This is a genomic window from Streptomyces sp. CC224B, from assembly GCF_030010595.1.
GTDB classification, from domain to species: Bacteria; Actinomycetota; Actinomycetes; order Streptomycetales; family Streptomycetaceae; genus Streptomyces; species Streptomyces longispororuber.
Genome location: NZ_JASCXL010000026.1, coordinates 1 through 24,466, shown reverse-complemented (window position 1 = coordinate 24,466; position 24,466 = coordinate 1). Strand labels below are relative to the sequence as shown.

At 72.4% G+C, this 24,466-nt stretch carries 23 protein-coding genes; 12 read left to right on the top strand and 11 right to left on the bottom strand.

Annotated features, from left to right (window positions below; translation table 11 throughout):
- Window positions 1–264: 264 nt before the first annotated feature.
- Window positions 265–1,230 (top strand): superoxide dismutase, encoded by a 966-nt coding sequence (locus QK440_RS13060; protein WP_282793234.1) that lies wholly within the window; start codon window positions 265–267, stop codon window positions 1,228–1,230.
- 114 nt (window positions 1,231–1,344) lie between these two features.
- Here the strand turns inward: QK440_RS13060 and QK440_RS13055 are convergent, their stop codons facing one another.
- A complete protein-coding gene (locus QK440_RS13055) occupies window positions 1,345–2,328 on the bottom strand; it encodes a WYL domain-containing protein (protein WP_282793233.1) in 984 nt (327 codons plus the stop codon).
- A gap of 215 nt (window positions 2,329–2,543) precedes the next feature.
- Here QK440_RS13055 and QK440_RS13050 point away from each other — a divergent pair, with 215 nt between their 5' ends.
- Together QK440_RS13050 and QK440_RS13045 are read left to right on the top strand one after the other, a co-directional pair.
- Window positions 2,544–3,833 carry an ATP-grasp domain-containing protein gene (locus QK440_RS13050; protein ID WP_282793232.1) on the top strand — a complete coding sequence of 430 codons (1,290 nt, stop codon included), beginning with the start codon at window positions 2,544–2,546 and terminating at the stop codon, window positions 3,831–3,833.
- Window positions 3,830–5,068: an MFS transporter gene (locus tag QK440_RS13045; RefSeq protein ID WP_282793231.1), complete on the top strand. Its 1,239-nt coding sequence runs from the start codon at window positions 3,830–3,832 to the stop codon at window positions 5,066–5,068. Before QK440_RS13050 ends, QK440_RS13045 begins: the two co-directional genes overlap by 4 nt.
- 140 nt (window positions 5,069–5,208) lie before the next feature.
- On the opposite strand, the gene QK440_RS13040 is transcribed toward QK440_RS13045, so the two are convergent.
- From QK440_RS13040 to QK440_RS13020, 5 genes are all read right to left on the bottom strand, one after another.
- Entirely contained in the window at window positions 5,209–5,799 is a 591-nt protein-coding gene (locus QK440_RS13040; protein ID WP_282793230.1) for a lytic polysaccharide monooxygenase auxiliary activity family 9 protein, read from the bottom strand.
- Window positions 5,800–6,089: 290 nt separating this feature from the next.
- A complete protein-coding gene (locus tag QK440_RS13035; protein WP_282793229.1) occupies window positions 6,090–6,935 on the bottom strand; it encodes an RNA polymerase sigma factor SigF in 846 nt (281 codons plus the stop codon).
- Between the two features lie 170 nt (window positions 6,936–7,105).
- On the bottom strand, window positions 7,106–8,323 hold the full coding sequence (locus QK440_RS13030) for a phospholipase D-like domain-containing protein (protein WP_282793228.1): 1,218 nt from the start codon (window positions 8,321–8,323) through the stop codon (window positions 7,106–7,108).
- An 855-nt stretch (window positions 8,324–9,178) separates the two neighbouring features.
- The gene (locus QK440_RS13025) at window positions 9,179–10,045 is read right to left on the bottom strand and encodes a GNAT family N-acetyltransferase (RefSeq protein WP_282793227.1); all 867 of its coding nucleotides are present in this window, start codon (window positions 10,043–10,045) and stop codon (window positions 9,179–9,181) included.
- A gap of 153 nt (window positions 10,046–10,198) precedes the next feature.
- Window positions 10,199–10,804: a helix-turn-helix domain-containing protein gene (locus QK440_RS13020; RefSeq protein WP_282793226.1), complete on the bottom strand. Its 606-nt coding sequence runs from the start codon at window positions 10,802–10,804 to the stop codon at window positions 10,199–10,201.
- A gap of 327 nt (window positions 10,805–11,131) precedes the next feature.
- Here QK440_RS13020 and QK440_RS13015 point away from each other — a divergent pair, with 327 nt between their 5' ends.
- From QK440_RS13015 to QK440_RS12995, 5 genes are all read left to right on the top strand, one after another.
- Window positions 11,132–11,797 (top strand): peroxiredoxin-like family protein, encoded by a 666-nt coding sequence (locus QK440_RS13015; RefSeq protein ID WP_282793225.1) that lies wholly within the window; start codon window positions 11,132–11,134, stop codon window positions 11,795–11,797.
- Window positions 11,798–11,933: 136 nt separating this feature from the next.
- Window positions 11,934–13,391 carry an NF041680 family putative transposase gene (locus QK440_RS13010; RefSeq protein ID WP_282793224.1) on the top strand — a complete coding sequence of 486 codons (1,458 nt, stop codon included), beginning with the start codon at window positions 11,934–11,936 and terminating at the stop codon, window positions 13,389–13,391.
- A gap of 352 nt (window positions 13,392–13,743) precedes the next feature.
- Window positions 13,744–14,025, top strand: a complete 282-nt coding sequence (locus QK440_RS13005; protein ID WP_282793223.1) for a hypothetical protein — start codon at window positions 13,744–13,746, stop codon at window positions 14,023–14,025.
- A gap of 149 nt (window positions 14,026–14,174) precedes the next feature.
- The gene (locus tag QK440_RS13000; RefSeq protein ID WP_282793222.1) at window positions 14,175–14,444 is read left to right on the top strand and encodes a hypothetical protein; all 270 of its coding nucleotides are present in this window, start codon (window positions 14,175–14,177) and stop codon (window positions 14,442–14,444) included.
- A 365-nt stretch (window positions 14,445–14,809) separates the two neighbouring features.
- Window positions 14,810–15,079 (top strand): hypothetical protein, encoded by a 270-nt coding sequence (locus QK440_RS12995; protein ID WP_282793221.1) that lies wholly within the window; start codon window positions 14,810–14,812, stop codon window positions 15,077–15,079.
- A 138-nt stretch (window positions 15,080–15,217) separates the two neighbouring features.
- Here the strand turns inward: QK440_RS12995 and QK440_RS12990 are convergent, their stop codons facing one another.
- Window positions 15,218–15,583 (bottom strand): cold shock domain-containing protein, encoded by a 366-nt coding sequence (locus tag QK440_RS12990; RefSeq protein WP_282793220.1) that lies wholly within the window; start codon window positions 15,581–15,583, stop codon window positions 15,218–15,220.
- A 434-nt stretch (window positions 15,584–16,017) separates the two neighbouring features.
- The gene (locus tag QK440_RS12985) at window positions 16,018–16,668 is read right to left on the bottom strand and encodes a hypothetical protein (RefSeq protein ID WP_282793219.1); all 651 of its coding nucleotides are present in this window, start codon (window positions 16,666–16,668) and stop codon (window positions 16,018–16,020) included.
- Window positions 16,669–16,812: 144 nt separating this feature from the next.
- Here QK440_RS12985 and QK440_RS12980 point away from each other — a divergent pair, with 144 nt between their 5' ends.
- Window positions 16,813–17,397, top strand: a complete 585-nt coding sequence (locus QK440_RS12980) for an SMI1/KNR4 family protein (RefSeq protein WP_282793218.1) — start codon at window positions 16,813–16,815, stop codon at window positions 17,395–17,397.
- Window positions 17,398–17,447: 50 nt separating this feature from the next.
- Here the strand turns inward: QK440_RS12980 and QK440_RS12975 are convergent, their stop codons facing one another.
- Window positions 17,448–20,030 carry a M48 family metalloprotease gene (locus tag QK440_RS12975; RefSeq protein ID WP_282793217.1) on the bottom strand — a complete coding sequence of 861 codons (2,583 nt, stop codon included), beginning with the start codon at window positions 20,028–20,030 and terminating at the stop codon, window positions 17,448–17,450.
- 15 nt (window positions 20,031–20,045) lie between these two features.
- A complete protein-coding gene (locus QK440_RS12970; protein ID WP_282793216.1) occupies window positions 20,046–20,570 on the bottom strand; it encodes a hypothetical protein in 525 nt (174 codons plus the stop codon).
- Between the two features lie 424 nt (window positions 20,571–20,994).
- Between QK440_RS12970 and QK440_RS12965 the strand changes: the two genes are divergently transcribed.
- Window positions 20,995–21,492 carry a DinB family protein gene (locus QK440_RS12965; RefSeq protein ID WP_282793215.1) on the top strand — a complete coding sequence of 166 codons (498 nt, stop codon included), beginning with the start codon at window positions 20,995–20,997 and terminating at the stop codon, window positions 21,490–21,492.
- 302 nt (window positions 21,493–21,794) lie between these two features.
- Here QK440_RS12965 and QK440_RS12960 read toward each other — a convergent pair whose 3' ends face one another.
- Window positions 21,795–22,541 (bottom strand): phosphotransferase, encoded by a 747-nt coding sequence (locus QK440_RS12960; RefSeq protein WP_282793214.1) that lies wholly within the window; start codon window positions 22,539–22,541, stop codon window positions 21,795–21,797.
- A 190-nt stretch (window positions 22,542–22,731) separates the two neighbouring features.
- Here QK440_RS12960 and QK440_RS12955 point away from each other — a divergent pair, with 190 nt between their 5' ends.
- Both QK440_RS12955 and QK440_RS12950 read left to right on the top strand, forming a co-directional pair.
- On the top strand, window positions 22,732–23,994 hold the full coding sequence (locus tag QK440_RS12955; protein WP_282793213.1) for a hypothetical protein: 1,263 nt from the start codon (window positions 22,732–22,734) through the stop codon (window positions 23,992–23,994).
- 139 nt (window positions 23,995–24,133) lie between these two features.
- On the top strand, window positions 24,134–24,316 hold the full coding sequence (locus QK440_RS12950; RefSeq protein WP_282793212.1) for a hypothetical protein: 183 nt from the start codon (window positions 24,134–24,136) through the stop codon (window positions 24,314–24,316).
- Window positions 24,317–24,466: the final 150 nt, after the last annotated feature.

Below are 24,466 nucleotides of genomic sequence, written 5' to 3'. Positions count from 1 at the left end.
CGCGGGCGAGGTGTCCCGGCCGGAGGCCGGGGGCGGCCGTCGGTTCGGTTCTCCTCTGCCGCGGGCGGAAAAGGGCACGGCGGTACGCCCGCTGTGGTTCCGTGGTCGGGTCGGCCCCAAGGCTCAGAGGCCCAGAGGCCCAGAGGCCCCGACTGCGGAAGGACGTACGCCATGGCAGACCCCCTTCTCCGTAACTCCCGTGACTCCCTTGGCTCCCTTGATGCCCGTGATTGCCGTGACTCCCGTGCGGCGCGGACCCCAGAGGTGCCCCGGATCTCCCGACGGCAGGTGCTCGGCGCCGGTGCGGCGGCGGGCGCGGCGGCCGTGCTGGGGCCGCTCGCGGCGGCGGCCCGTGCCGGGTCCCCGGACGCGCCCTGGCCGACCGAGTTCCCGCTCCCCGACGGCTTCCGGCCCGAGGGCATCGCCATCGGGCCGGGTCCCTACGCGTGGTTCGGGTCGCTCGGAGGCGGCTCCCTGTACCGCGCGAGCCTCGCCACCGGCCGGGGCGAGACCGTGGGGACCGGGACGGACGAGATGAGCATCGGCCTCAAGAGCGACCGGTACGGCCGGCTGTTCATCGCCGGCGGGTTCACGCGCCACCTGCGCGTCGTCGAGGGCCGCAGCGGCCGGATCCTCGCCACGTACGAGGTCGGCACCCCCGCCACCGTCGTCAACGACGTCGTCCTGACGCCCCGGGCCGCCTGGTTCACCGACTCCACCCAGCAGCAGGTGTACGGCCTGCCTCTGGGACCGCGCGGTGAACTGCCCGCCCCGCGGGACGTGGTGACGCTGCCGTTGCGGGGCGAGTGGGTCCAGGCCCCGGCGGACGGGTTCACCACCAACGGCCTGGCGCGGACGCCGGACGGCCGCGGCCTGCTCGTGATCAACGTCCACGCCCACGGCGGCAGCCTGTACCGGGTCGACCCGCGCACCGGCGACGCCCGCCGCGTCGACCTCGGCGCCCACCGGCTCCCCGACGGCGACGGCGCCCTCCTCCTCGGCCGCACTCTCTACGTCGTCCAGCAGCGCCAGAACGCCGTCGACGTGTTCCGCATGGACGCCACGGGCCTGCGCGGCACGGCGGTCACGCGGATCACGGACCCACGCTTCCGCATCCCCACGACCGCCGCCGCGTACGGGAACCGGCTCTACCTGCCCAACTCCCGCTTCACCGAGGAGCCCACGCCGACGACGCCGTACAACGCGGTGGCGGTGCGCCAGGTGCGCTGAGGCCGACGCCGCTCGCACACGCCTGCCCGTGTTCCCGGAGCGGACCTGACGGGAAGCGCCGCTTCGAGGGACGAGCCAGGACTGACACCGCGGACACCGTGCCTGGGCGGGGGCTCACGGAGACGCCTCAGGCACAGATCCCGGCGCGTCGGGCGTCGGCCCGGAGTTCACCGCCGCCGAGAAGCGCGCGGCCACCGCCGCCACCGCCGCGCGGAGTTCCGGGCCGCCCTCGACGCGGAACGCGAACGGCATCCTGGCCAGCCACTTCTCCGCGTACATGTCCGGCGTGCCCGTGCTGCCGGTCAGGACGCAGCGGTCGCCGGACGCCTCAAGGCGTCCCATGGGGGGCCTGACCCAGGGGGCCACCTCGGACAGGGGGGCGTCGAAGACCACGCGGGTGCGGTACTCCCAGCCCGTGCCCAGGTTCTCCTCCAGCACCGCCACCGGGTCGAGGCCGTCGGGTGGCGCGAAGGTCCGGGCCGTCTCCTGGACCGCGCCGATCCGGTCGACCCGGTACGTGCGGATGGCGTCCGCGCGGTGCGAGCGGCACAGGAGGTACCAGCGGCCGTGGCGGACGACCACCGCCCAGGGGTCCACCTCGTTCTCGGACTCGTTCCCCGCCTCGCTCCGGTACGCCACACGCACGCTCCGCCGGGCGGCCGACGCCGTGACCAGCGCGCCGGTGACGGCCGGGTCGGGCCGCACCGAGTGCGGGTCGGGCGCGGCCGCCGCGTGGTCGCGCAGCGTCGCCGCCTGGCGGCCGAGCTTCTCCGGCAGGGCCCGGATCACCTTGCCCAGCGCCTGCCCCACGAGTTCGTCGGAGTCGTCGAGCGCGGCCATGACGAGGCCCAGCGCCTCCGCCTCCGTGAAGACCACCGGCGGCAGCCTCGTCCCGCGTCCCAGCCGGTACCCGCCGTACGGGCCCCGGGTGGACTCCACCGGGACACCGGCCTCCTTGAGGATCCCGATGTAGCGGCGCGCGGCCCGCTCGGTGACCCCCAGCGCCGCGGCGAGCTCGTTCGCCGTCGCGCCGGGGCGGGTCCGGAGGATCTCCATGGTGCGCAGGGCCCGCGCGGTCGGGCTGAGTTCGGTCGGCACCCGAGCAGATTAGGCGGCCCCTTCCCGTACCGGAAGCCGATTGTCCGGAACCCGTCATAGCGTGATGCGGCCGCACGGGAGCCATGGCCCCGTGACCCGGTACGCCGTGGGCGCCGCCGTGGCCTCGGGCCCGGCCGCGCGGGTGCGGCGTTCGTCGTGACCGGCGCCCCCCCAGGGCGGAGCCGCCGGGAGGAAGCACGAGAGAGGGAGCCACCTTGTCCGACGATGTCGTCCCCACCGGCCGACGGTCCTCGGCGCGCACCGCCGGACGGCCTCGCGTCCTGGTCGTCGGCGGCCGGAGCGCGCAGGTGCGCAAGGCCCGGGAGCTGGGCCTTGACGTGGTCCACGTCCAGTACCCGGACGCGTACGACCGCGGCCACCACCCTTGCGTCGACCAGGCGCTGTTGCTCGACTACGGCGACGTCGACCGACTCGTCCCCCTGGTGCGGGCGCTGCACGAGGCGTACCCGTTCCAGGCGGCCGTGTCGCTGTTCGAGCCCGGGCTGCTGCCGGCGGCGCGGATCAACGAGGCGCTCGGCCTGGCCGGTACGTCCGTCGCCACCGTGGAACTGCTGCTGGACAAGGGGCGGATGCGCCGGCACCTGGCCGCGCGCGGCATCAGTCCGGTGGCCTTCGCGGTCGGCCGCCGTACCGAGGACGTACGGGAGTTCGCCGCGGCGCACGGGCTGCCGTTCGTGGTGAAGCCGATCCGCGAGTCGGGGAGTCTCGGTGTGTTCCACGTCCGCGACCGGGCCGACGTGGAGGGCGTCGTCCGGCGGTTCCGGTCCCTCGGCGACGGGCGGTGGAGGGCCGGGGACCTCGCCTGCGCCGACTCCTTCGACGCGTTCCTCATGGAGGAGTTCCTGGACGGGCCGGAGGTCAGCGTGGAGACCCTGTCCTTCGGCGGCCGGCACGTGGTCGTCGCGGTGACCGACAAGGAGTGCGGCGGCCCCGGCTTCGTCGAGCTCGGCCACGCGCAGCCCAGCGCCTGCCCGGCCGGGACACTGCGCGAGGTCACCCGGCTGGTGCGGGACGTCCTGGACGCGGTGGGGCTGCGCGACGGGCCGGCGCACACGGAGGTCAAGCTCACCGCGCGGGGGCCGCGGATCGTCGAGTCGCACAACCGCGTCGGCGGTGACCGGATCAACGAGCTGACGGCGACCGTCCACGGTGTCGACATGGAGCGGTACGCGCTGGGCGCCGCGTTCGGCCTGGTGGAACCGCTCGCGGCGGCACCAGCGCCCCGGGGCGGGGCGGCCGTACGGTTCCTCACGCCGCGGCCCGGGCGGGTCGTGGAGGTGGCCGGCGCCGAGGCCGTGCGCGCGGACCCGGCGCTGGTGGAGCTGGCGGTGCGGGCGGAGCCGGGCTCCGTGGTGCCCCCGCTGACCTGGAACGAGGACAAGGTCGGGCACGTCATCGCCCGGGGCGCCACCGCCGCCGAGGCGGTCGCGCACAGCAGGCGGCTTGCCGCGGCCCTGCGCGTGCGGACGGAGCCGGTCGCGTGAGCGCGGCACCCGCCCGGCCGCGCGCCGCCGAGCCGCGGTTCCGCGACGCGCTGCGCGGCCTGCCCGCCCGGGTGTGGTTCATCAGCCTCGGCATCCTGGTCAACCAGGTCGGCAACTTCCTGCCCGTGTTCCTCGTGCTCTACCTGACCGGACGCGGCCACTCCGCCGGCGCGGCGGGGCTTGTCCTGGGCGCGTCCGGGGTGGGCAAGGTGCTCGGCAACGCCGTCGGCGGGCACCTCGCCGACCGGATCGGCCGCCGCTGGACCATCGTGTTCTCCGCCGTGACCACGGCGGGTCTGACGGCGCTCGTGCCGTACCTCGGCCCGCTGCCGGTCGTCGTCGCGGTGGTCGGCCTGATCGGGGTGACGTCCCAGATCTACCGGCCCGCGGCGGCCGCCGCGCTGCTCGACTCCGTGGCGGCGTCCCACCAGGAACGGCTCGCCGCCTTCGGGGTGTTCCGGTTCGCGATGAACGTGGGCGCGGCCCTGGGCGGCGTCCTCGGCGGCGTGCTCGCCGACACCTCGTACGCGGGGCTCTTCCTGGGCAACGCGGTCGCGTGCCTGCTGTTCGGCGTGGTCGTGGGGGTGCTGCTGCGGGATCCGCCCGGGGCGCGGCCCGGCCGGGGCGGCGCGCACGCGCGCGCGGACCGGCCGACGGGGTACCGGGAGGTGCTCGCCGACCGCGCTCTGACGCGCTTTTTGCTGATGACCGTGTGCGCCGAGTTCGTCTACGTCCAGTCCACGGTCGGTCTGCCCCTGCACGTCGGCGACGTGGGGCTGAGCGAGCGCGACTTCGGCCTCCTCATCGGGCTCAACGGCCTGCTCGTGCTCGCCCTGGAGCTGCCCCTCACCGGCGTGGTCGCCCGCTGCCGGCCGGAGTACGTCCTGGCCGTCGGCAACCTGGTCACCGGCGCGGGCCTCGCGTTGACGGGGTTCATGACCGGTATGGGCCCGCTGGCGGTGACGGTGGTGGTCTGGAGCCTCGGCGAGATGCTGACCAGCTCCATCTCGCAGGCCTATCTGGGCGGTCTGGCTCCCCCGGGGATGACCGGGCGCTACCAGGGGCTGCACGGCGTCGCCTACACGGTCGGGACGGGCGCCGGACCGCTCGTCGGCGGTGCCGTGTACGCGTTCGGCCCGTGGGCCCTGTGGACCCTGGTCGGCGTGGCCGGCCTGCTGTCCGCGCGGCTCAGCCTGCGGCGCCGCCCGGCGGCCGCCGCGGATGCGGCACCGTGACCGCGGGGCGGGGCGATGGACGTCGGTGCCGGACGGCGGGACCCCGGGCCGATGGGCCGGCCCGGGGTCGGTTCCGGTGTGCGCTCACCGGCCGGGCGTGGCCGGGTGGTGGTGCGGGCCCGGCCGGGCCCGAGGGTGTGTCAGAAGCGTACGTCGGAGCAGGCGTAGAAGGCGTTGCCGGTGTCGGCGATGGTCCAGACGCCGAGGATGAGGTGGCGGCCGGTCTTCTGGGGCAGCGTGCCCGCGTGGGTGACCGTGGAGCCGGGCTGACGGCCGCCGAAGGGCACCGTGAGGAAGGGCTGCGGGTCCAGGTCGGCCCGGGTCAGCGGCTTGGTGGGGTCCCAGCCGTCCTTGGTGATGTAGTAGCGGAAGTCGGTGGTGGAGTGGTTGGCGGTGATGCGCCATACGAAGGTGTGGCTCTGGCCCGCGGTCAGCTTGGTGGCCGGCCAGTTCCCGCCGCGCGGGTCGTCCAGCTCGGAGAAGCGCCCGATGCCGCCCGCGCAGATGCGGCCGTCGGCGGGCCCGCGCGCGGGGAAGCCCTTGGGGCCCTCCACGCTCGGCGGCTCCCACTGGATCTGGCCGCAGTTCCGGACGGTGCCGTTGCCGCACAACTGCTGGCGGCTGACGGGCGAGTCGGTGTAGCCGTGGCTCTGGGCGCTGCCGCCGGTGGCCAGCACGGCCGTCCCGGCGAGGCCGAGGCCGACGAGTAAGGAGGTGAGCTTCCTGCGCATGGTGGGCTCCCGTGGTCCGAGGTGCGGGTGGGGGCGGACGTACACCTCGGGCGCACTGCCGGGCGAGCGGGAAAGGCGGCAGTACGGCAACAACCGGAGGGCACACGTCCGACGCGGTCTAGACCAAGTTCGAGACTAGCCCGAGCTTTTGAGCATGTCCATACCAATGAACAGCCCGCCAGGGACGGCCTGGCGGGCTGTTGCGGGCGGGCTCGGATGGGCCCGGTTGGCGGGCCGCACCGGCGCCCGGGGAGCGGGCTCCACGGGCGCCGTGGTGCTGACGCGGGGCCTCAGTTCGTGGCGAGCAGGCCCTCGCGCAGACGGGTCAGGCAGCGCGAGAGCAGCCGGGAGACGTGCATCTGCGAGACGCCGAGCCGTTCGCCGATCTCCCTCTGGGTGAGCTCGTCGACGAACCGCCAGTGGATGATCTGCCGCTCCCGCTCGTCGAGGGCGGCGATCATCGGGGCCAGGGAGTGGAAGTCCTCCACCAGTTCGAGGGCGGCGTCGTCGCGGCCGATGAAGTCCGCCAGCGGCGTCTCGCTCTCGTCGTCGTGCGTGAGGGCGGCGTCCAGGGAGGCGGCGCTGTAGCCGTTGGAGGCGATGCGGGCCTCGGTGACCTCCTCCTCGCTCAGGCTCATCAGCTCGGCGAGTTCCTTGACGGTCGGCGTACGGCCGAGGCGGCTGCGCAGTTCCTCGGTGGCCCGCGCGAGGTGCACCCGGGCCTCCTGCAACCGCCGGGGCACGTGCACGGCCCAGGAGGTGTCCCGGAAGAACCGCTTGATCTCGCCCACGATGTAGGGCACGGCGAAGGACGTGAACTCCACCTCGCGGGAGAGCTCGAACCGGTCGATCGCCTTGATCAGCCCGATCATGCCGACCTGGACGATGTCCTCCAGCTCCTCGGGGTTCCGGCTGCGGTAGCGGCCGGCCGCGAAGCGGACCAGGGACATGTTCATCTCGATCAGCGTGTTGCGCGCGTACTGGTATTCGTGCGTGCCCTCCTCCAGGACGGAGAGCCGCTCGAAGAACAGCTTCGACAACGCCCGGGCGTCGTGCGGAGCCACCTTGGCAGGGTCACCGATCTCCGGCAGCGCCTGCGTCCCCTCCTGGGTGCTGCTGACCGTCATCGTCGTCATTCGTGCCCCTCCTCGCGTGTGCTCAGGATCGCCGTCCCTTGTCCGGCGAGGCGCCGCCTACCCGCATCGCCGTCGGCCATGCGCCGCGGCCGCCCACGAATCGCGGTCGGCCCTGCACGGCGGTCGGCCGTACACCGCGGTCACCCATGCACAGCAACCCGCCCGCCCGCTCACAGGAAACGGCCGATCACCCTGACAGCCGTCTCCTTCGCCCGCTGCACGGCGGCCCGCCGCCGCCAGCGGGCCGGGTCCACGGCGGCGCTGCGGGCGAGGTCCCGGTCGTAGTCGGCGTCCAGGGCGGCGGTGAAGTCCTCGTCGAGGACGGCGAGCATGACTTCCTCGTCGTGGTCCATCGAGCGGCGGTTGAAGTTGGTGGAGCCGATCAGGGCGGCCACCCCGTCCACGGTGACGACCTTCGCGTGCATCATCGTGGGCTGGTACTGGAAGATCTTCACCCCCGCTTCCAGGAGCCTCGTGTAGTGGCCCTGACCGGCGAGGCGGCAGGCGCGCTGATCGGTGTACGGGCCCGGCAGCAGGATCTCCACCGTGACGCCGCGGCGCGCGGCGTCGCACAGCAGGTCGACGAAGTACGTGTCGGGGGCGAAGTAGGCGGTGGCCAGCCGGAAGCGCTCCTCGGCCGAGGTGAGCACGACGCGCATCAGGGTCTGCATGTCCTGCCAGCCGAGGCTGGCCGAGCCGCGCACCACCTGCACGACCGACGTGCCGGCCTGCTCGTGCTCGTGGAAGCGGTCCCGGTCGTCGTACAACGCGTCGTGGCACTCGGCCCAGTTCTGCGCGAACGCCGCCGCGACGCCGTCCACCGCCGGGCCCCGCACCCGGACGTGGGTGTCGCGCCACTCGTCCGGGCCGCGGGCGTCGCCGCACCACTCCTCGGCGATGCCGACGCCGCCGGTGAAGGCGGTGTGCTCGTCGACGATCAGGGCCTTGCGGTGGCAGCGGTGGTTCTGCTTGAACGGGGAGAGCCTGAGCGGCTTGCGGAACCAGGCGACCTCGACGCCGACGCCCTCCATCTCCTCCAGCAGGTCGCGCTCGATCTGCTTGGCGCCGAAGCCGTCGAGGAGCAGGCGCACCCGTACGCCCGCGCGGGCGCGGTCCGCGAGGGCGGCGGCGAAGTCGCGGGCTATCTGGCCGCGCCAGTACACGAACGTCATCATGTCGATCGTGTGGGTGGCACCGCGGATGGCGTCCAGCATGGCCGGGAAGATCTCGTCGCCGTTCCGCAGCGGAGCGAGCTCGTTGCCCTCGGTCGCGGCGATGCCGATGAGCCGCTCAAGGCGCCGGCGCAACCGCTGCTTGCGGGCGGCCTGAACGCCGCCGTCGGGTACGGACGCGCCGGCGGCCGGTGCGGGGACCTGATCCAGGCTCACGCGGCCACCCCGACTCTGCGACGGACCGCGCACGGGTGGGCTGCGCGCGGATGGGGCGCACGCGGGTGGGCCGCACACAGGTGGGCCGCGGTGTGGCGCGCCACGGCGCACGGGTGGGCTGCGCGCGGGTGGACCGCACGCCGGCGGGCCGTGCACAGGTGGGCCGCGGTGTGGCGCGCCGCCTTCGGCTGCGGTTCCGGCTCCGGCTGCGGCTGCGGATCGCTGGGAGCGTCCTGCTCGGGCATCGGCCTTCCCCCTCGTCACAGGCCCCGGACGCGCTCCGCGACCCGGGCCACTTTCGTCTGACCTACTGCCACCGTGACGGCTGCCGCTGTCGGCACACGGGGCAGAGTTCAGTCTGTCCTGCGACGCGGGCTGTATGCGGGCCGCCGGGGTGGCGCCCGTGGCCGGGGCACCGCGCTCCGGCGCTTCCGGTCTTCCTGGGAACGCGTGAGGCCGGAGACGCGTGCGGCCGAGGACAGCCGAGGACAGCCGACGTCACCCCACACCAACCGGAACGCAGCCGGGTCCTCGACGTGGTGAAGGACTCCTTCGAGCGCGGCGTCGCCTACCCCGAGGCCAAGGTGAACGCGATCCGCGGCGAGTGGTTCGACGACTGCACAGAGCCCGTCGATGACCCGGCGATGATCCCGCCACCGGCCCCGGCACCCGTTGGAGCGCGGCGACAGCGGGGGATCCGCGGCCGCGCCACATCGGTCCAGTTCACCACGCCGAATCCTCCGGCCATCATCGAACCCCGACCCACCCCCACGTCTTCACAGGGCGTTCCGCCCCGGCCAGGGGCGGTGCCGCGGCCTGCCCGATACCGCCGCCTGATCGCTTTCAGGCAGCTTTTCAGGCGGCTCGGCTGACGTCCAGCCGTTCGGGCGACGGTTCGTATCCGGCCGCCCTGTAGGTGGCGACGGCGGCAGCGTTCGAGCTGGGGGTGCTGACGAGCGCGCTCGACGCACCCAGTTCACGCAGCGCCGCCGCGGCGGCGACGCTGATCGCCGTCCCGTAGCCGCGACCGCGGTGGTCGGCGTGCACGCCCATGGGCTCCAGCAGGCCGGGCCTGCCGGGCCCTGCCGACCAGACCGTCGCCGCGGCCACCGCGTTGTCCTGGTCGTCGTAGCCGATCAGGCAGCGGGCATCGGCGTAGACCGGCCCGGCCACGAGGACGTGCCAGACCTCCTCGGTGAACCACGGGCTGCCGAACGCCGAGCGGTGCACCGCGGTCCGCACCCCCGCCGTCTCCGGACCGGCCACCTCGATCCGCAGGCCGGAGTCCGGCACCGGCTCGGCGAGGTCGCGGCGCAGCGGCGTCCACGGCTCGTCGAGATGCCAGCCCGCCTCCAAGAGGACCTCGCGGAGCAGGGCGCCGTTGGGGATTTCGAGGCCGACCTTCCCGGGCGGCAGGACCCCGCGCTCCGGATCATCAAGGTCCGCCAGCATCCGGCGCGCCAGATCACCGTCCTGCCGCAGGTCCGGCGCGGTCGTCAGGCGCAGCACGTCAGGGGCGTCCAGGTATCCGACGGCGATGATCCGTCCGTCCACGCTCCAGGTGCGGACGGCCGCGGCCAGCCTCTCCGCGCCCAGCGCCCAGGCCCAGCCGAGGTCTCCCGGATGGAGTTGCAGCGGCGTGCGGTCGTCCTGCCATAAGCGGAGGGCATCCACAGCCTCGGTCAGCCCGTCGACGCCGGGCTCGTTCAGAACGATCGTCATGCCCCGCATCTCACACCATCGGGGCGCCCGGCCACACCTGGTTTTACTCAGCCAGCCGGATCGGCAGGACACGCCTCAGGCTCCGGCTGGGCTTGACCTGGGGAGACACGGCTCCGCGCCGGCTGACCGGTACCGCCCGGGGCGGGGTGTCCGTCAGTCGGCCCGGGGCGCCGGGTCCTTGAGGCCCGCCAGCGTCGTCGCCACCGTGTGCCGCAGCGCCTCCGCTCCTGCGCCCGCGCGCGAGCGCAGGTTCACGCCGTACGCGAGGAGGACGAGCGCCTCGGCGGTGGCGTCGATGTCGACGTGGCGCGCGAGCTGCCCCTCGGCGCGGGCCGCGGCGAGGGCGTCGGCCATCGCGCCCCGCAGCCGCCGGTGGTGGTCGTCGAGGAGGGCGCGCACGTCGGGGTCCTCGGCCTCGCCGCCCGCGTGGGCGTTGACGAGCATGCAGCCCCACCCCGCGTACGCGCCGGAGCAGCGCTGGTCGATCAGCGCGTCGAAAGCCTCCTGGACGGCGGGCAGTCCGCGCCCGTCGCCCGCGAGGTGCTCGCACGCCGGGCGGGCGCGTTCGCGTACGTAGCGGCGCAGCGCGGCCAGATAGAGCTGCCGCTTGCCGCCGAAGGTGGCGTACAGGCTGGAGCGGTTGAGGCCCGTCTCGGCGGTGACGGCCTGGATGGAGACGGTGGCGGCGCCGAGCCGCCAGAAGAGGTGTTCGGCGCGCTCCAGGGCCTTGTCGGGATCGAAGTGCTTGATGTCTGGCACCGCTCCCCCTGTCCGTCTCGTCGGCCGCCATCCTGAACTGTTCGGTCCAGGTTAGCCCTTGACGCCCGTACGCGACCACCAGCATCCTGAAACGGTCGTTTCAAGATGGCTGGCGCGACGACCGCAGGCCCGTGCCTGCGGACCGACGAGGACGCGATGACGATGCGACGACGGTGACGCCGCAACGACCGTGACAACGCAACGACGGTGACAACGCACCGACTTGACGGCATGACGACATGACGACATGACGACGACGAGGACGCGACATCGACGCGTACGCGGCATTCACGCGTACGCGACACCCACGAGCAAGGACGGCCACGCATGAGCCTGCGCGACGAACTCCGCTTCATCCACGACAACCGGCACCTCCGGCTGTCGGCCGAGACCATGGCGACCATGGACCGCAACGCCGAGGCCCTCGCCCGCTCCGGCATCACGGACCGCGCGGTCGGTGTCGGCGCCCGGGCGCCACTCTTCACCCTCAAGTCGGCGACGGGCGAGGACATGTCCCTGGCCGGGCTGCTCGCCGAGGGGCCGGTCGTGCTGACCTTCTACCGGGGCGCCTGGTGCCCGTTCTGCCAGGTGGCGCTGCGCGCGCTCCAGGAGCACCACGACGCGATCACCGCGCGCGGCGCCCGTCTCGTCGCCGTCTCGCCGCAGGTGCCGGACGAGTCGCTGTCCCTGACCGAGAAGCAGGCCCTCACCTTCAACGTGCTCAGCGACGTCGGCTCGGACGTCGCCAAGAGCTACGGCATCGCCTTCGACCTGGGTGAGGAGCTGGGCGCGCTCTACGACAGCCTCGGTTTCGAGCTCCAGCGCGTCAACGGCGGGCACAGCCGCACCCTGCCCCTGCCCGCGACCTACGTCATCGACTCGTCCGGCGTGATCCGCTGGGCCTTCGTGGCGACCGACTACGCACTGCGGGCCGAACCGGCGGACGTGCTCGCGGCCCTGGACGCCCTCGACGGCCCGGCGGCGGACGCCTGAGCTTGTCATTTATGGTCCGGGGTCGAACGAGGCTCGAACTTGGTGAGCGTTTTCGCAGTTCATCGGACGTGCAAGCGGCCTTCGGCTGATCCTTTGCTCCGTCACAGAGGCAGAGGACAGCACGAAGGCCGTGGTCGTGAGTTTGGTGCATCAGGGCGTCCTGCGGGACGCGTTCGCGGAAGCGTCACACTTCCGGTCGGAGTTGTACGCGTGTCTGACTGCGCGGGGCGACGCGTTGTTCGAGCTGTGCGACGCGCTGTTGTGTACGGACGGGCCCGTGCGGACGCTGGTTGACCTGGCGCTCGCTCCCGAACACCGTCGGGGCCACGGAGCCCTCTACGGCGGGCTCAACCAAGGGCGGATCGATGTTGCCCGGCTTCGCCGGGCCCTGGCAGAGGTGCCGCTGCCGAGGGCGGCGGACGGCCGGCTGGTACTGGCAGTGGACGTCTCGCCGTGGCTGCGGCCGGATGCTGACACCTGTGCTGACCGGTCCTTCTGCCACACCTTCGGCCGCGGCGAGGGAAAGCACCAGATGGTCCCGGGCTGGCCGTACTCGATCGTGGCTGCGCTGGAGACCGGCCGCACCTCCTGGACAGCGGTGCTGGACGCGGTCCGCCTGGAGCCCGGCGCGGACGTCGCCGCAGTCACCACGGTCCAGATCCGAGAGGTCATCGAGCGGCTCGTCGCCGCCGGCCAGTGGCAGGAGGGCGATCCAGAGGTCCTGGTGGTGCTGGACGCCGGATACGACGCACCCCGCATCGCCCACCTGCTGGAGGGCCTGCCGGTGCAGATTCTCGGCCGGCTCCGCTCCGACCGCGTCATGCGGCGGCCGACACCACCGCGGAGCGGCCTTCGCGGCCGGCCGCCCAAGCACGGCGGCGAGTTCGTCTTCGGCGACCCCGACACCTGGGGCACCGAACAAGCCGTGACCACCACGGACACCCGCCTCTACGGCAAGGCGACCGCGCAGGCATGGGACCGGCTGCACCCTCGGCTGACCCGCCGGGCGGCCTGGCTCGACCACGACGGACCACTGCCCATCATCGAGGGCACCGTCGTCCGCCTGGTCGTGGAAAAGCTGCCCAGCGGCGGGGTGAACAAGCCAGTCTGGCTGTGGTGGTCCAAGACCGGTGCCACCTCCGACGATGTGGATCGCTGCTGGCGATCATTCCTTCGCCGCTTCGACGTGGAGCACACGTTTCGCCTGTTCAAGCAGACACTCGGGTGGACCAAGCCCCGGCTTCGCAGCTCGGAAGCGGCCGACCGCTGGACGTGGCTGGTGATCGCGGCCTACGCGCAACTCCGGCTGGCCCGCCCGCTGGCCACCGACCTCCGGCGGCCCTGGGAGAAACCGGCCCCGCCGGACAAACTTACGCCCGCCCGGGTCCGGAGGGGATTCAGGAACCTGCGCGCGAAAACCGGTTCACCCACCCGTGCACCGAAACCGTCCCGCCCCGGTCCAGGCCGGCCGCCGGGCTCGAAGAACCGCCACCCGGCAACCCGCCATGAAGTGGGCCGAGTCCTCGCCACCGGCGAGGCATACAGCCGCCCTGCCCACCACAAGAAGGGGACAAAACCGCGGCGCTCTGCATAAATGACAAGCTGAGAGCCTGTCCTTCAACCTGAGTGCTGCAGGACCGTCCCCCGCTGCAGGCGTTCAGGAACCGGGCATTCTGACGGGCGGCTTTCCCGTTGCTGTGGCCCGCCCGTCCGTCAACTAGTGCTGGGGCGGGTTCCGTCCTGCGGGTGCGTGCCCTTCTCCTGAGGTGGGGCGTTTATCAGCACACTGGATGCTCATGTGACTACCTGCCGATGGCATGAGCGGTAGGGCGTAGACGGCTGAGCATCTGGTGGTCCGGGGCGGACGGCGCCGGGCTGCGCCCGGGCCCTCCTTCGCTGCTGAGCCCGGGCACCCACCCCCTCGGCACCAACCTTGTGAGGCCCCATTGCCCGTCTCTCCGCACCGTCGTCTGGCCCAGTTCGGCGCGCTCGCCGCGCTGACTGCGGGTACGGCTCTGGCCGTGGCCCCGCAGGCCGCGGCCGACACCAACACCGGCACCGCCAAGTCCACGATGCTGTGCAACATCGTGCTCCTCTCACTTGGCTCCACTTCGGACGGCTGCTCGAACGTGCAGGTCAACGGCCAGAACGTGGCCAAGAAGAACACTCTGAACCACGCGCTGGTCGACTACACCAAGGCCGAGACCGTCACCGCCCTGCTGCCCTGAGACCCGCCCCGGCGCAGCGCTGCGCCCGCACGCGCGCTGTGGGGGCAGCGGTGCGGCCGGGGCCGGGCCGCCGGGCGTGTTTGGCCCAGCGGCCCTGTCGCCGCACACCGCAGTTCTCCCGCCTGTCTCTCCCCGAACGGAGCATGCTCATGCCCACGCCCACATCTCTGCGGGTCGCCGCCACCGTGCTGGTGACCGCCGCCCTCGCCGCTTCGGCTGCCGGCACCGCCGCTGCGGACACCAACAAGAGCGAACAGACCTCCGCCCTCAGCGGGCCCACCGCGCCGATCCTGTCCCCGGGCACCGGCCCCAGCGACAACACCCAGGGCAACCGGCAGGTCATGGACAAGTCCAACGCCACCAACTGGGCCCTTCTCGACTACGTCGGCGTGCAGCCGGTGAAGGGGCAACGCTCCTGACACCCCTTTTGTCCGGTCCGTTGCGGGCGCCGCTGCTGCGGACGCTGGCAAGAGGGGGGCGGGCCTTCGCCCTCAGTGACTGCTGGAGCCCGTTCAGTTCCCGGCCCAAGCTCGCCGCGGCGCCCGCCAGGCTAACGGCGAGGCCCTGGACCAATCTCCGCTCCGTCACCTTGTCCCTGATCGATGCCGTCGGCTTGGCAGGCAGGAGCGGCGAGCCCAGGGCCGCCCGGAGAGGGGGCCAAGGGGCGGCGAACCTGCGGGCCGCGTTCGATGACGCAGCCTGAAAGACCCTCACACCGTTGCCCCCTTTCCGGGTGCAGCACCTTCCGTTTCATTACCACCGCTATGTGAAAGCAGGAACATTCGTGAACCAGATGCGCTTCGCCGTGCTCGCCCTGGCCGCTACCGCCCTGATGCTGTCGGCCGCCGGTACCGCCGCGGCCGACACGAACAAGAGTGAGCAGACCTCGGCCATCAGCGGGCCCACCGCGCCGATCCTGTCCCCGGGCACCGGCCCCGGCGACAACATGCAGGCCAACAGTCAGGCCATGATCAAGCGCAACACCACCAACTGGTCCCTCATCGACTACATCGAGATCCCCAGCCTGCCCGGCACCGCCGTCAACGCCCTTTGACCCTTTCCTCCGCCGCCAGGCCGCGACGCGGGCAGCGCACCCAGCGGCCGCAGGGGCCCCGGCACTCCTCCGCCCGGGGTCCCTGCACCGTATGGCCAGCCATATCCCGCATCGGTGCTCACTGCCGGTTTTGTGTGGTCAGGCGGTGTGCAGTGCAGGTGCCGGGCGGGGTCGGGAGGCGGTGGGCGTGCCGGGGGCACGGCGGGTCTCGGTGCTGGGCGAATGGGAAACCTCGGGAACTGGAGCGCACGTTCCCAGCCGGCCGACGCTGACGGCTCGCAGACCTGCCGCGTCGAGCTCAATGTCGAACTCCACACGCTCGCCAGATTCCAGCGTCTTGTACTTGTTGGTCAGGATGTCGATGCGATCAACATGCAGCTCCTGTTCGACAGGGAAGCGGAGGCTGGAGCCCCGATCGTTATAGATCCAGCAGCTGCCTCTGTCGGGGACGATGACGCCATAGCCTCGGACGTCATCGAACCATCGGACCGTGCCTTCGGCCATGGAGCCTCCCCTACGCTCGAAACCGCGCTGCCCTCACGCCCCGTTCAAGTATCCCGTCGCTGCCGACAGCCAGCACGGGACGCAGCGCACATTCGATGTGACCCAGTCGAGACCGCCCGATTCGACGGGCGGCCGGAAGCCGATCGTGCCTCCTCTCGGGCCCGTGCGTAGGCCAGGGCCGCACAGCGCGTCACTGTCAGAAGCGGACCCTTTGCGCGAGCAAGGTCAATCACGAGCCGCCGGCCGAGGTGCGGGCGTAGCCGGGCACGGCGAGCGGCCACCGCCCAGCATCCCCGTTGCTTCACGGCGCGAATGGTCCGCACCACGACGATGCCGTTTCGCGCCGGGAAGTGACGGGGCAGCGGGGGCCCGGGGGCGGCGAAGCCCCCGGGTACCACGCGCCCCGGCTATCGGTCTGTGCCCGCGCCCACCGGTTACCGCAGCCGCTCGGCCTTGGTCACCAGTTGCTGCCGTTCGCGCTCGGCCTGCGCCTTGACCCGGGTCAGGGCCCGCAGGTCGATGCTCTTCTCGACGCCGGCGCGCACCAGGTCGGTCAGCTGGGTGGGGCTGAGCGCCTCGGCCTGGACGGTGGCGTGCATGTGGGCGCCGCGGCGGTCGGTCCTCTTCTGCGGTGCGGTGATGAGCCCGTAGCGGGTGATCTGCTGCTCGGCGACGGCGAGCCGGTCGACGGTCGGTGGGGTACCGCCCAGTTCCTCGGCGAACACGGCGACGTCCTCGGCGGCGTCCAGGATGCTCAGGCCACTGGGGTCGTGGTCACCGATGCTGAGCACGGTGGTCGGGACCTCGCGGGAGGCGATGCGGGTGGCGGCGTCGTGTTTGGCGCACACCGACTCGAACCCGCCGGAGCAGAAGACGACGACGCCGTACTGCTGGGTGACCTCCGCGATCATCGGCATCATGCCCTGGGCCTCGATCCACACATCGACGGCGCGCGGCTGTCCCTCGGTCAGCGGTCGGGCGTAGTGCCGCGCGGAGGTGCGCACGGAGTCCCAGGAGGCCTCTGGGTTGTCGTAGCCGAAGCAGTGACCGGCGCTTGAGGCGCGGTCGTCGCGGATCGCGCCCATGGGGATCAGCCGGGCGCGGCGGGCCCGGTTGAGGGTTTCCTGTAGCCGGTCGTACGCCTTCTCGTCCTTGGGAAGAAGAAGGCCCCCACGAGCCGGTAGAAGACTTGCCGGGCGGCCATCGGGATGGGCTGGCATGCTCCGGGCATGCCCTCGTCGATAACTGAGTCCTGGGTCCGCATCGAGCAATGGCTCGCCTGCCATGCGCCGGGGACATTCGCCGGTCTCGAACCCCCTGCGGAGCTTTCTGCGATTGCTGATGCTGAGCGGGTCATCGGGCTGCCATTCCCCGAGCCCTTGAAGGAATCGTTGCTGCGGCACAACGGCACGGGCTACCACGGCGTGCTGCCGCCGTTCTGGGGGCTGCTGAGTGCGCAGGACATCGCCGCGCGATGGGTGATGAAGATGGAGATCAGCCACGGCGGCGATGCAGAACCGGACGATCCAGATGCAGAGCACGGGCCGTGGTGGCACCGTCTGTGGATTCCATTCGCCACCAACGGGTGTGGCGATGACCTTGTTATCGATCAGCGGCAGTATCAGCGCAGAGGCCGGGTTGGCAACGCCGATCATGAGACCGGATGCTTCTTCAGCTCACGCCCCCCGTGGACGTCCCTTCCGGCACTCATGGAAGCCACGGCTACCGTCCTGGAGACCGGCAAGCCACTGGACACCTACTTCCCCGTTACAGACGAGGAAGGTGATTTGGACTGGGCGAGCACTGAGGACTAGAGACGGGCTCTGAACCACCTTGCGCGGCACGTGCCGACCGGCCACCGGACTCAGCCTCTGAGCCAAACCCTCCAGACGGCGTGGTCCGCGGGCAGGGCGAGGACCACTGCCGCGAGGTCCGCCACGGCGAGCACCACGAGGACGGCGAGGACGGTGCCCGGGGCCCAGGCGGGTTCACGGCGGCCGCCCGCCGTACGCGCGGTGCCCTGCCGGAGCGCGGGGCGGCGGCCTGCTAGCGCCCCCATGCCCGCCCCCAGCAGGGCCGCGGGGATGACCAGCAACAGGCCGCGCAGGGTGATGGTCCGCAGGTCCTGCGCGAAGACCTCGGGGTCGAACGGGACGGAACACCGGTGGCCGGGCGCACCGAAGAGACCGGTGCACTCGGCCACCGCGAAGGCCGGCGCCCGGCCGACGGCGGACACGAGCGCGGTCACCGCGGTGCCGGCCAGGACGAGTACGGGCCGCAGTCCGCGGGCTCGGGCGGAGATCCAGAGAGCCGCCGCGCCCTGGGCAAGGCCGGCGAGGGCGACGTAGGTGTGCCAGTAGACGTCCGGGAACCCGGCGTCCTGCCGCGTTCCGGAGTAGTGCAGGACGGCGGACGGCAGTGCGGACCGCGCGAGGAACGGCAACGCCAGACCGGCGGCGGCCACCGCGCCCCCTGCGACCAGGCCCGCGAACAGCGCCTTCTGGAGCCGGGGTCGGAGATCCGCGCCGGAGGCGTACGCCCTGCCCGCGAGCAGCAGCCTCCGGAGCGGGGACCGGGCACCTCCCTCAGGCTCGTGCGCCCTGCCTGCGAGCAGCGCCAGGGCGAGCGGCACCAGCCAGATCAGCGACAGGCCCACGAGGGCGAGCGGGAGCCGCCCCTGCACGGTGAGCGGTGGCCAGGTGGAGCCCGTCCACCGGGCGAGCGCCGCGTACCAGCCGATCGAGGACCCGACGTCCGGGGCGTCCCCCGCGACGGGCCGGAACGCGGCGCTCGCGTGGTCGCGCCGCAGGGAGTACCAGACGGCGAACCACGGGGCGAAGGAGACGACGGATGTGGCCACCACCGCGTACAGGGGTCCTCGGCCGCGCGCGTGCGGGAGCAGGCCGCGCGCCACGGAGACGAGCCAGACCGTGACGCACGCGGCCCCGGCGAGCAGCACCGGTCCCGCCGGCAGCAGCCAGGCGAAGCCCTGCGTCTCCAGGCCGGTGGCGGGGAGCGCGGTCCCGTCGGTGAGGAGGGGCAGGCCGGCCCCGACGAGGTACCCGCCGACGAGTCCGGCGGGCAGCGCCCACACCACGGCGGCGCGAGGAGGTCCCGGTGCCCGGTCGGACACCGCGACGGCCCGCCAGACCGCCGCGGCGAGCACTCCGGTGAGTCCGGCGCCGATCGCGCAGCCGACCGTCAGGTCGCCCGACCGCGTGTTGAGCTTTCCCCACAGCAGGCGGAAGAGCGTGTCGAGCACCGTATCCGCACTGGCGGTGAAGACGCCGGCGACGATCCCCGCGCCGAGCATCTCCCCCACTGTCGGGCGGGTCAGGAGGGTCGGGTCGAGCAGGACGCGCCGCCGTGTCGCGGGGGTCGGCCAGTACCCCAGTCTCCGTACGAGCCCGGAGAGGGCGCGGCGTACCGGGCCCCGGCCCGGGGCGGCGGGCTCCGGCAGCAGCGCACGCCGGACCACCGCCGCGCCGTCGACCACGCCGTGCGCCGCGGCCAGTGCGTCGGCGTGCAGCTCACGAGCCCGCAGGACCGCGTTCCGTACGAGCTGGACGAGCAGGGTGAGCGCGGCCATCAGCCCCAGTGCGTGCGGCACGTCCACGAGGTACGGCACGATGCCCGGTGGCAGCGCGGGCGGCCCGCCGGACGCCGCGTGGTACACGGTCAGCACTCCGAACGGCAGCACCGCGACCGTCAGGAAGGCCCACCAGATGCCGAAGGCGAGGTAGGTCTTGTCCACGTCGTGATGGCGCAGGTGTGCCAGCTCGTGTGCGAGCACGAGGCGGAACAGGTCGCGGTCGGTGGCGAAGTACGGCACCAGTGGGGCGTCGATGATGACGTACCGCCGCCGGGGAAGGCCGAAGGCGAGTCCGCTCGCGGTGCGCGCCGAGGTGTCCAGCAGCCAGACGGGGGCGGGGTGCACGCCGACCGCGTGGCACAGGTGGTCGAGGTATTCCGCCATGTCCCGCTCATGGGGGTCGTCCCTCCGCGGGAACCGTGCCAGGGACCGCGCGCGCAGGCTCGGGACGGCCGGGAGCCTCGCGCACCTGCGTCGCGTCACCCACCAGGGGTGTGTGGCGTACCAGGCCAGCGAGGCGCCGCACAGCAGCAGGAACCCGAGCCCGACCCACTGTGCCTGATCGACGAACGCGGGCTGCTGACATCGCACCAGCAGGCGCCGCGACTCCTCGTACCCGCCGTCGCTCCGCTCCGGTAGCGCGATCCGCGGGTCCTGGAAGCAGCGGCTGAAGGTGCCGAAGAAGAAGTCCGTGTTCCGCGGGACGAGGAAATACGTCTGCAGGAACACGTAGAGCCCGCCGACACCGACGGCGGCGCTCAGCAGGATGAGCCGACTGGTCGTGCCGCCGGGAAGAGCGGACGACGCCCCCGGATCGTCACGCCGCCCGGAGGCCGCCCCCTCGCACGCGGTCATGGCTGTGCCGCGGCGCTAACCGGCTGCCCGTGGGGCCTGGCACCGGCCGATGATCGCGTCCGCGATCACCCGCGCGCTCTCCGGAGCGGTGCCGCAGTCACGGAGCGTGGCTTCCACCACGTGCCGGAGCTGTTCGATGTCCTCCGGCCGCAACGCGACGGCATCGGCCGCCCCGGGGGCCGCGCCCGGGGCGGTCCCAGAGGCCGCGTTCGGGGCGGTGACATCGGCTGCCGCGCCGCCTGACGGCCGCTGCCCGAGACGGAAGACCCTGCGCAGGGCCGCGCCGGCGCCTTCCCCGGTGGTGCGTTGCAGCACGATGTCGGCCACGCACTCGACCGCCTTGGCCGTGGCGGCCAGCACCACGGGCGTCAGGATGAACTCGACGGCCTCGGACCCGAACCCGAGCGGCGCCTTCCGCGTCCCCTTCGCGGACAACGCCCGCCGCGGATCGGCGAAGTACGCCCGGCTGACCGCTGAGAACAACGGCAGTTCTTCCCGGGCCACCTGCTCGACCACGTCCCTGGCTATCTCCGTGATCACCTCTCGATGGGAGGTCTCACCCCCACGCGCCCGCCTCCGCACCACGGCTTCTCCCCCGCCCCCGTCCGTGCCCCCACGACGTCACGCCATTATCGAGGGCGAGGCCGTTGGCCGAAACCGAACGACCACCGGCCGGTTCCGGCGCGCGGCGGCGCCGGGGGGCGCTCGGTGCGCACGTCGGGGGGCCGAGGGGGTTGCCGTGGCCGCCTGGGGGCCGTGTGCCTGAGGTGAGCGTCGCGCTGGGCGCACGGCATCAGCCGGGAGGAGCGAGTTGGTATGGCAACCTACGCGGAGCCGTGGCTGCCGCCCACCCCCGCACGGCGCCGCCGTCACCCCGGGCTGTCATCTGCCTCCGACGGCTCCGAGCGGCATCCTGAAACGTTCGGCGAGTCGGATGTCAGTGGGGCCGCATAGGCTCCGTCCCATGGCCGACACCGAACTCACCACGCTGCTCAGCGTCCTGAACAGCAAGCGCCGGCACGTCCTGGACATTCTGGAGGGTCTGGACGAGGAGGCGCTGCGACGCCCGGTCCTGCCGTCCGGCTGGACCTGCCTCGGGCTGGTGCACCATCTCGCTCTGGATGACGAGAAGTTCTGGTTCCGCGCCGTTGCCGCGGGGGAACAGGCGGCGATCGAAGAGGTTCTCGGGGCCGGGGAGGACGCGTGGCAGCCCGCCCCGGAGAAGACGGCCGAGGAGATCTTCGCTCTCTACCGGAGGGAAGGGGAGCTCGCCGACGCCTTCCTGGCCGGCGCCGACCTGGAGGCGGCCCCGAGATGGTGGCCGGACTTCTTCGGCGACTGGCGCCTCGACAGCCTGCGCGACATCGTCCTGCACGCGATCACCGAGACCGCCACCCACGCCGGCCACCTGGACGTCGTACGCGAACTCATCGACGGCAGGCAGAGGTTGGTCCTCACGTGACGGAAGAGCCGCTCCGCTCTGCCCACCGAGGTCGCTGGGCAAGGCCTGGAGTTCCGCTCCTCGATGACCATAGCCCCGAGGCCGGGTCGCCCGGCTGAGCGGCCGTGCACTCGGGCAGGAGAACGGCGACGAGCCGGTGGGCTCAGCTCGGGGGGGGACCCGTTCACGGTCCACGACGGCCGTGGTGCCCCTTCTCGTCCTGCTGGTCAGGTCTCGTCCTGCTGGTCAGGTTCGCGGTCGTAGTCGACGGTGCCCAAGCCGTGGTAGTGGACCGCGTGCACACTCTGGCCGCCCTTTCCGCCTCACATCCGGGATTTCAGTACGTCCACCTCGCAGCCCGGTGCGAACGGGTCGAAGCCGTGGTCGTTCAGCCAGCGCACCGCCAGCAGGCTTCGCAGCGACCACCACGCGTGGATGACGTCGAGGTCGACGTCGGTGCCGTAGCCGGTCATGACGTCGTCCAGATGGTCCTCATGGCCGAGCGTGAAGGTCGCGAGGTCGTACAGGGCGTCGCCCCGGCCCGCCTCGGACCAGTCGATGATGCCCGTGACCTCGTCGCCGTCGACGAAGACGTGCGCGATCTGCAGGTCGCCGTGGGTGAACGCCGGAGTCCACGGCCGCAGCGCGGCCTCGGCGACCTGGCGGTTGCGGGTGACCAGGTCGGCGGGCAGGATCCCGCGGGTCACGAGCAACTCGCACTCCGCGTCGAGTTCCGCCTCCAGCGCGTCGATGCTCCGGCCTGCCCGGCCCGGCCAGGACGGCGGCGGCGCGTCGTGCAGCTTGCGGATGGCGGCGCCCGCCGCGGTCCACGCCGCCGGCGACCCGGTCGACGGCCCGCCGAGGCGCCCGAGCGTCGTCCCCGGCACTGCTGTGATCGCGAGCACGGGCGGCTTGCGCCACAGGACCTTTGGAGTCGGGACCGGCGCGAGGGACATCGCCTCGACCTCGACATCGATCCGCGCCTGGTCGGCGTCCACCTTCAGGAACACATCGCCGACGCGCAGCGTCGCACGTTCGGAGTGGGCGACGACGACTTCGACTTCGTTCATGGGTGACCAGTATTCCGGCCGTGATCGCCTACGTCGCCGGATTTTCGCGTGTGAACACGGCTGACACCGCGTCCCGCCGCCCAGTGGCTTCCCGCACGACACCCACACCCGGCCGGAAGTGCTTAGGCTGCCGGGAAAGCCTGTCGTGGGTCGCGGGTCAGCGCCAGGCCCGGAGTAGGGAGGGTGCGGGGTGCGTACGCCGGTCGATGGTGAAGTGTTCGTGCACTACAGCCAGATCTACGTCGAGAGCGACCCCGACAGTGACGGGCCGGACCTCGAAGAGGCGTTCGCCGGGCAGAGCGCGGGGCTGTGCGGGGCGGCGGCCCCTGGGGCGCTGTGGCTGACGACGGGCCTGCACACGGGCGACGTACGGTTCCGGGTGGAAGTGCACGACGAGGTTCCGCCGTTGGACGACGCGTGGGAAGACGTCGTGGAGGTGTCCTTCCGCCCGGTGTCGGAGCGTACGGCTCTGACGCTGTGGGGAGGCGAAGGCGCTTGGGAGTTGGGGCTGCGGCAGGTCGACTACCGGGTGCGCTACAGCGCGCAGGGGATGGACGAGGGCGACAGACTCGATACGCGGGTGGATGGCGAACCCCATCCGACGGAACGCTATCTGCTGCAGTTCTGGCCCGCCGCTTCCGCGCCGGACCGCGTCCTGAAGTGCGGTTCGCGGTGCGCCGCCTACTGGCACGACTACGCGCGCCGGCAGCCGCCACCGCCCACGCCCGAGAAGCGCGCCGAGGCCGAGCGCCTTGCCCGCCTGGCGGAGGAGGAGGCCGAGCGACAGGAGGAGTTGGCCTACGAGCGCTGGGAGTGGGGCGGTCGGGAGCCGAGTGAGGCGTTGCGCCGGGTCGAGGGCAACGTACTGGGCGTACGTGACTTCGACGCGGCCTTGGTGCACGCGATCGACGCCGCCCCTGTGGAGGTCCAGCGCGCGGTGGCGCTGCTGGCGGCTCGCCGCGCCTGCGAGGTGTCCGGCCTCGTCGGCATCGACTGGATCGAGGAAGGGCTCGCCGCGCTGGCCGAGGGGCGTGCGCTGCCGTTGTCGTACGCCGACGAGGAGCGGGTATGGGACCGCCTCGAAGCCGACCCGCGTGTCCCCCAGCGCACCGTCCGCCAGCCCTACGCCCCTCCGCGGCCCCCGTTCCGTCCACCGACGCTGCCCGGCGGAAAGCCGCCGCACGAGGACGCCATGGTGCTGGGACCCGCGGGCCGTACCCGGTCATTCGCTACGGCTGGGACGGACGTACACGCAGTGGTGGCCTGGATCGGTGAACCGGGGTCCTTCCCGGGTCTCGAGATGTCGCAGCCGCATTCGGCCCTGTCCGCGCTGAGGGGTGCCGCCGAGGCAGACCCCCTGCGCGCGGCGCTCGACGCGGTGTACTCGGCGATACACGCCTACGGCGAGGACTACCCCGTGCTTCTGGAGGAAGTCGCTCGCACCTGCGGGTAAGGTGCCTCGGTCCACGTGCCTGGCCGCGGCGACCGCAGGTCCGTGTACCGAGGGGCAGCCTTCCCAGCGGTGCAGCTGGTGGGCGAGGATGGAGAGCGACAAGGGGCCTCAGGGCTCTGCCTGAGGGGAAGGGGGCGACATGTTCCTCATCGTCGCCATGCTGGTCGTGTTCGCCGCGGCAGTTGGAGGGTGTTACGTCGTCCTGCGCCGCAGGGGCGGCTCCGGCGAGGGCGGCGCGCTCGAACGCGGCGCCGCCGACCATGAGTTCGCCAAGGCGCTGGGGACGGTGAACGCCGCGCGCCAGAACTCCGTCTCGCCCTGACTCGACTTGGCCTGCGCGCAAGGAGTCCTTGGCGGGTACTCGCTCCGGCTCGATGCCTGACATTTCCCCCTCCTAGGTCCTGTCTGATAATTGATCTTGTGGTGGGTCGTGGTGAGTTGACGGATGCGGCATGGGATCGGATTGCGCCCA

Bases quoted from the DNA above. Each gene is read 5' to 3' on its own strand.
- QK440_RS13025 (WP_282793227.1), bottom strand. From the start codon at position 10,045: ATGACGATCGTTCTGAACGAGCCCGGCGTCGACGGGCTGACCGAGGCT.
- QK440_RS12960 (WP_282793214.1), bottom strand. From the start codon at position 22,541: ATGAACGAAGTCGAAGTCGTCGTCGCCCACTCCGAACGTGCGACGCTG.
- QK440_RS13015 (WP_282793225.1), top strand. From the start codon at position 11,132: ATGAGCCTGCGCGACGAACTCCGCTTCATCCACGACAACCGGCACCTC.
- QK440_RS12965 (WP_282793215.1), top strand. From the start codon at position 20,995: ATGGCCGACACCGAACTCACCACGCTGCTCAGCGTCCTGAACAGCAAG.
- QK440_RS12950 (WP_282793212.1), top strand. From the start codon at position 24,134: ATGTTCCTCATCGTCGCCATGCTGGTCGTGTTCGCCGCGGCAGTTGGA.
- QK440_RS12990 (WP_282793220.1), bottom strand. From the start codon at position 15,583: ATGGCCGAAGGCACGGTCCGATGGTTCGATGACGTCCGAGGCTATGGC.
- QK440_RS12980 (WP_282793218.1), top strand. From the start codon at position 16,813: ATGCCCTCGTCGATAACTGAGTCCTGGGTCCGCATCGAGCAATGGCTC.
- QK440_RS13035 (WP_282793229.1), bottom strand. From the start codon at position 6,935: ATGACGACGATGACGGTCAGCAGCACCCAGGAGGGGACGCAGGCGCTG.
- QK440_RS13000 (WP_282793222.1), top strand. From the start codon at position 14,175: ATGCCCACGCCCACATCTCTGCGGGTCGCCGCCACCGTGCTGGTGACC.
- QK440_RS13040 (WP_282793230.1), bottom strand. From the start codon at position 5,799: ATGCGCAGGAAGCTCACCTCCTTACTCGTCGGCCTCGGCCTCGCCGGG.
- QK440_RS12975 (WP_282793217.1), bottom strand. From the start codon at position 20,030: ATGACCGCGTGCGAGGGGGCGGCCTCCGGGCGGCGTGACGATCCGGGG.
- QK440_RS12985 (WP_282793219.1), bottom strand. From the start codon at position 16,668: ATGGGCGCGATCCGCGACGACCGCGCCTCAAGCGCCGGTCACTGCTTC.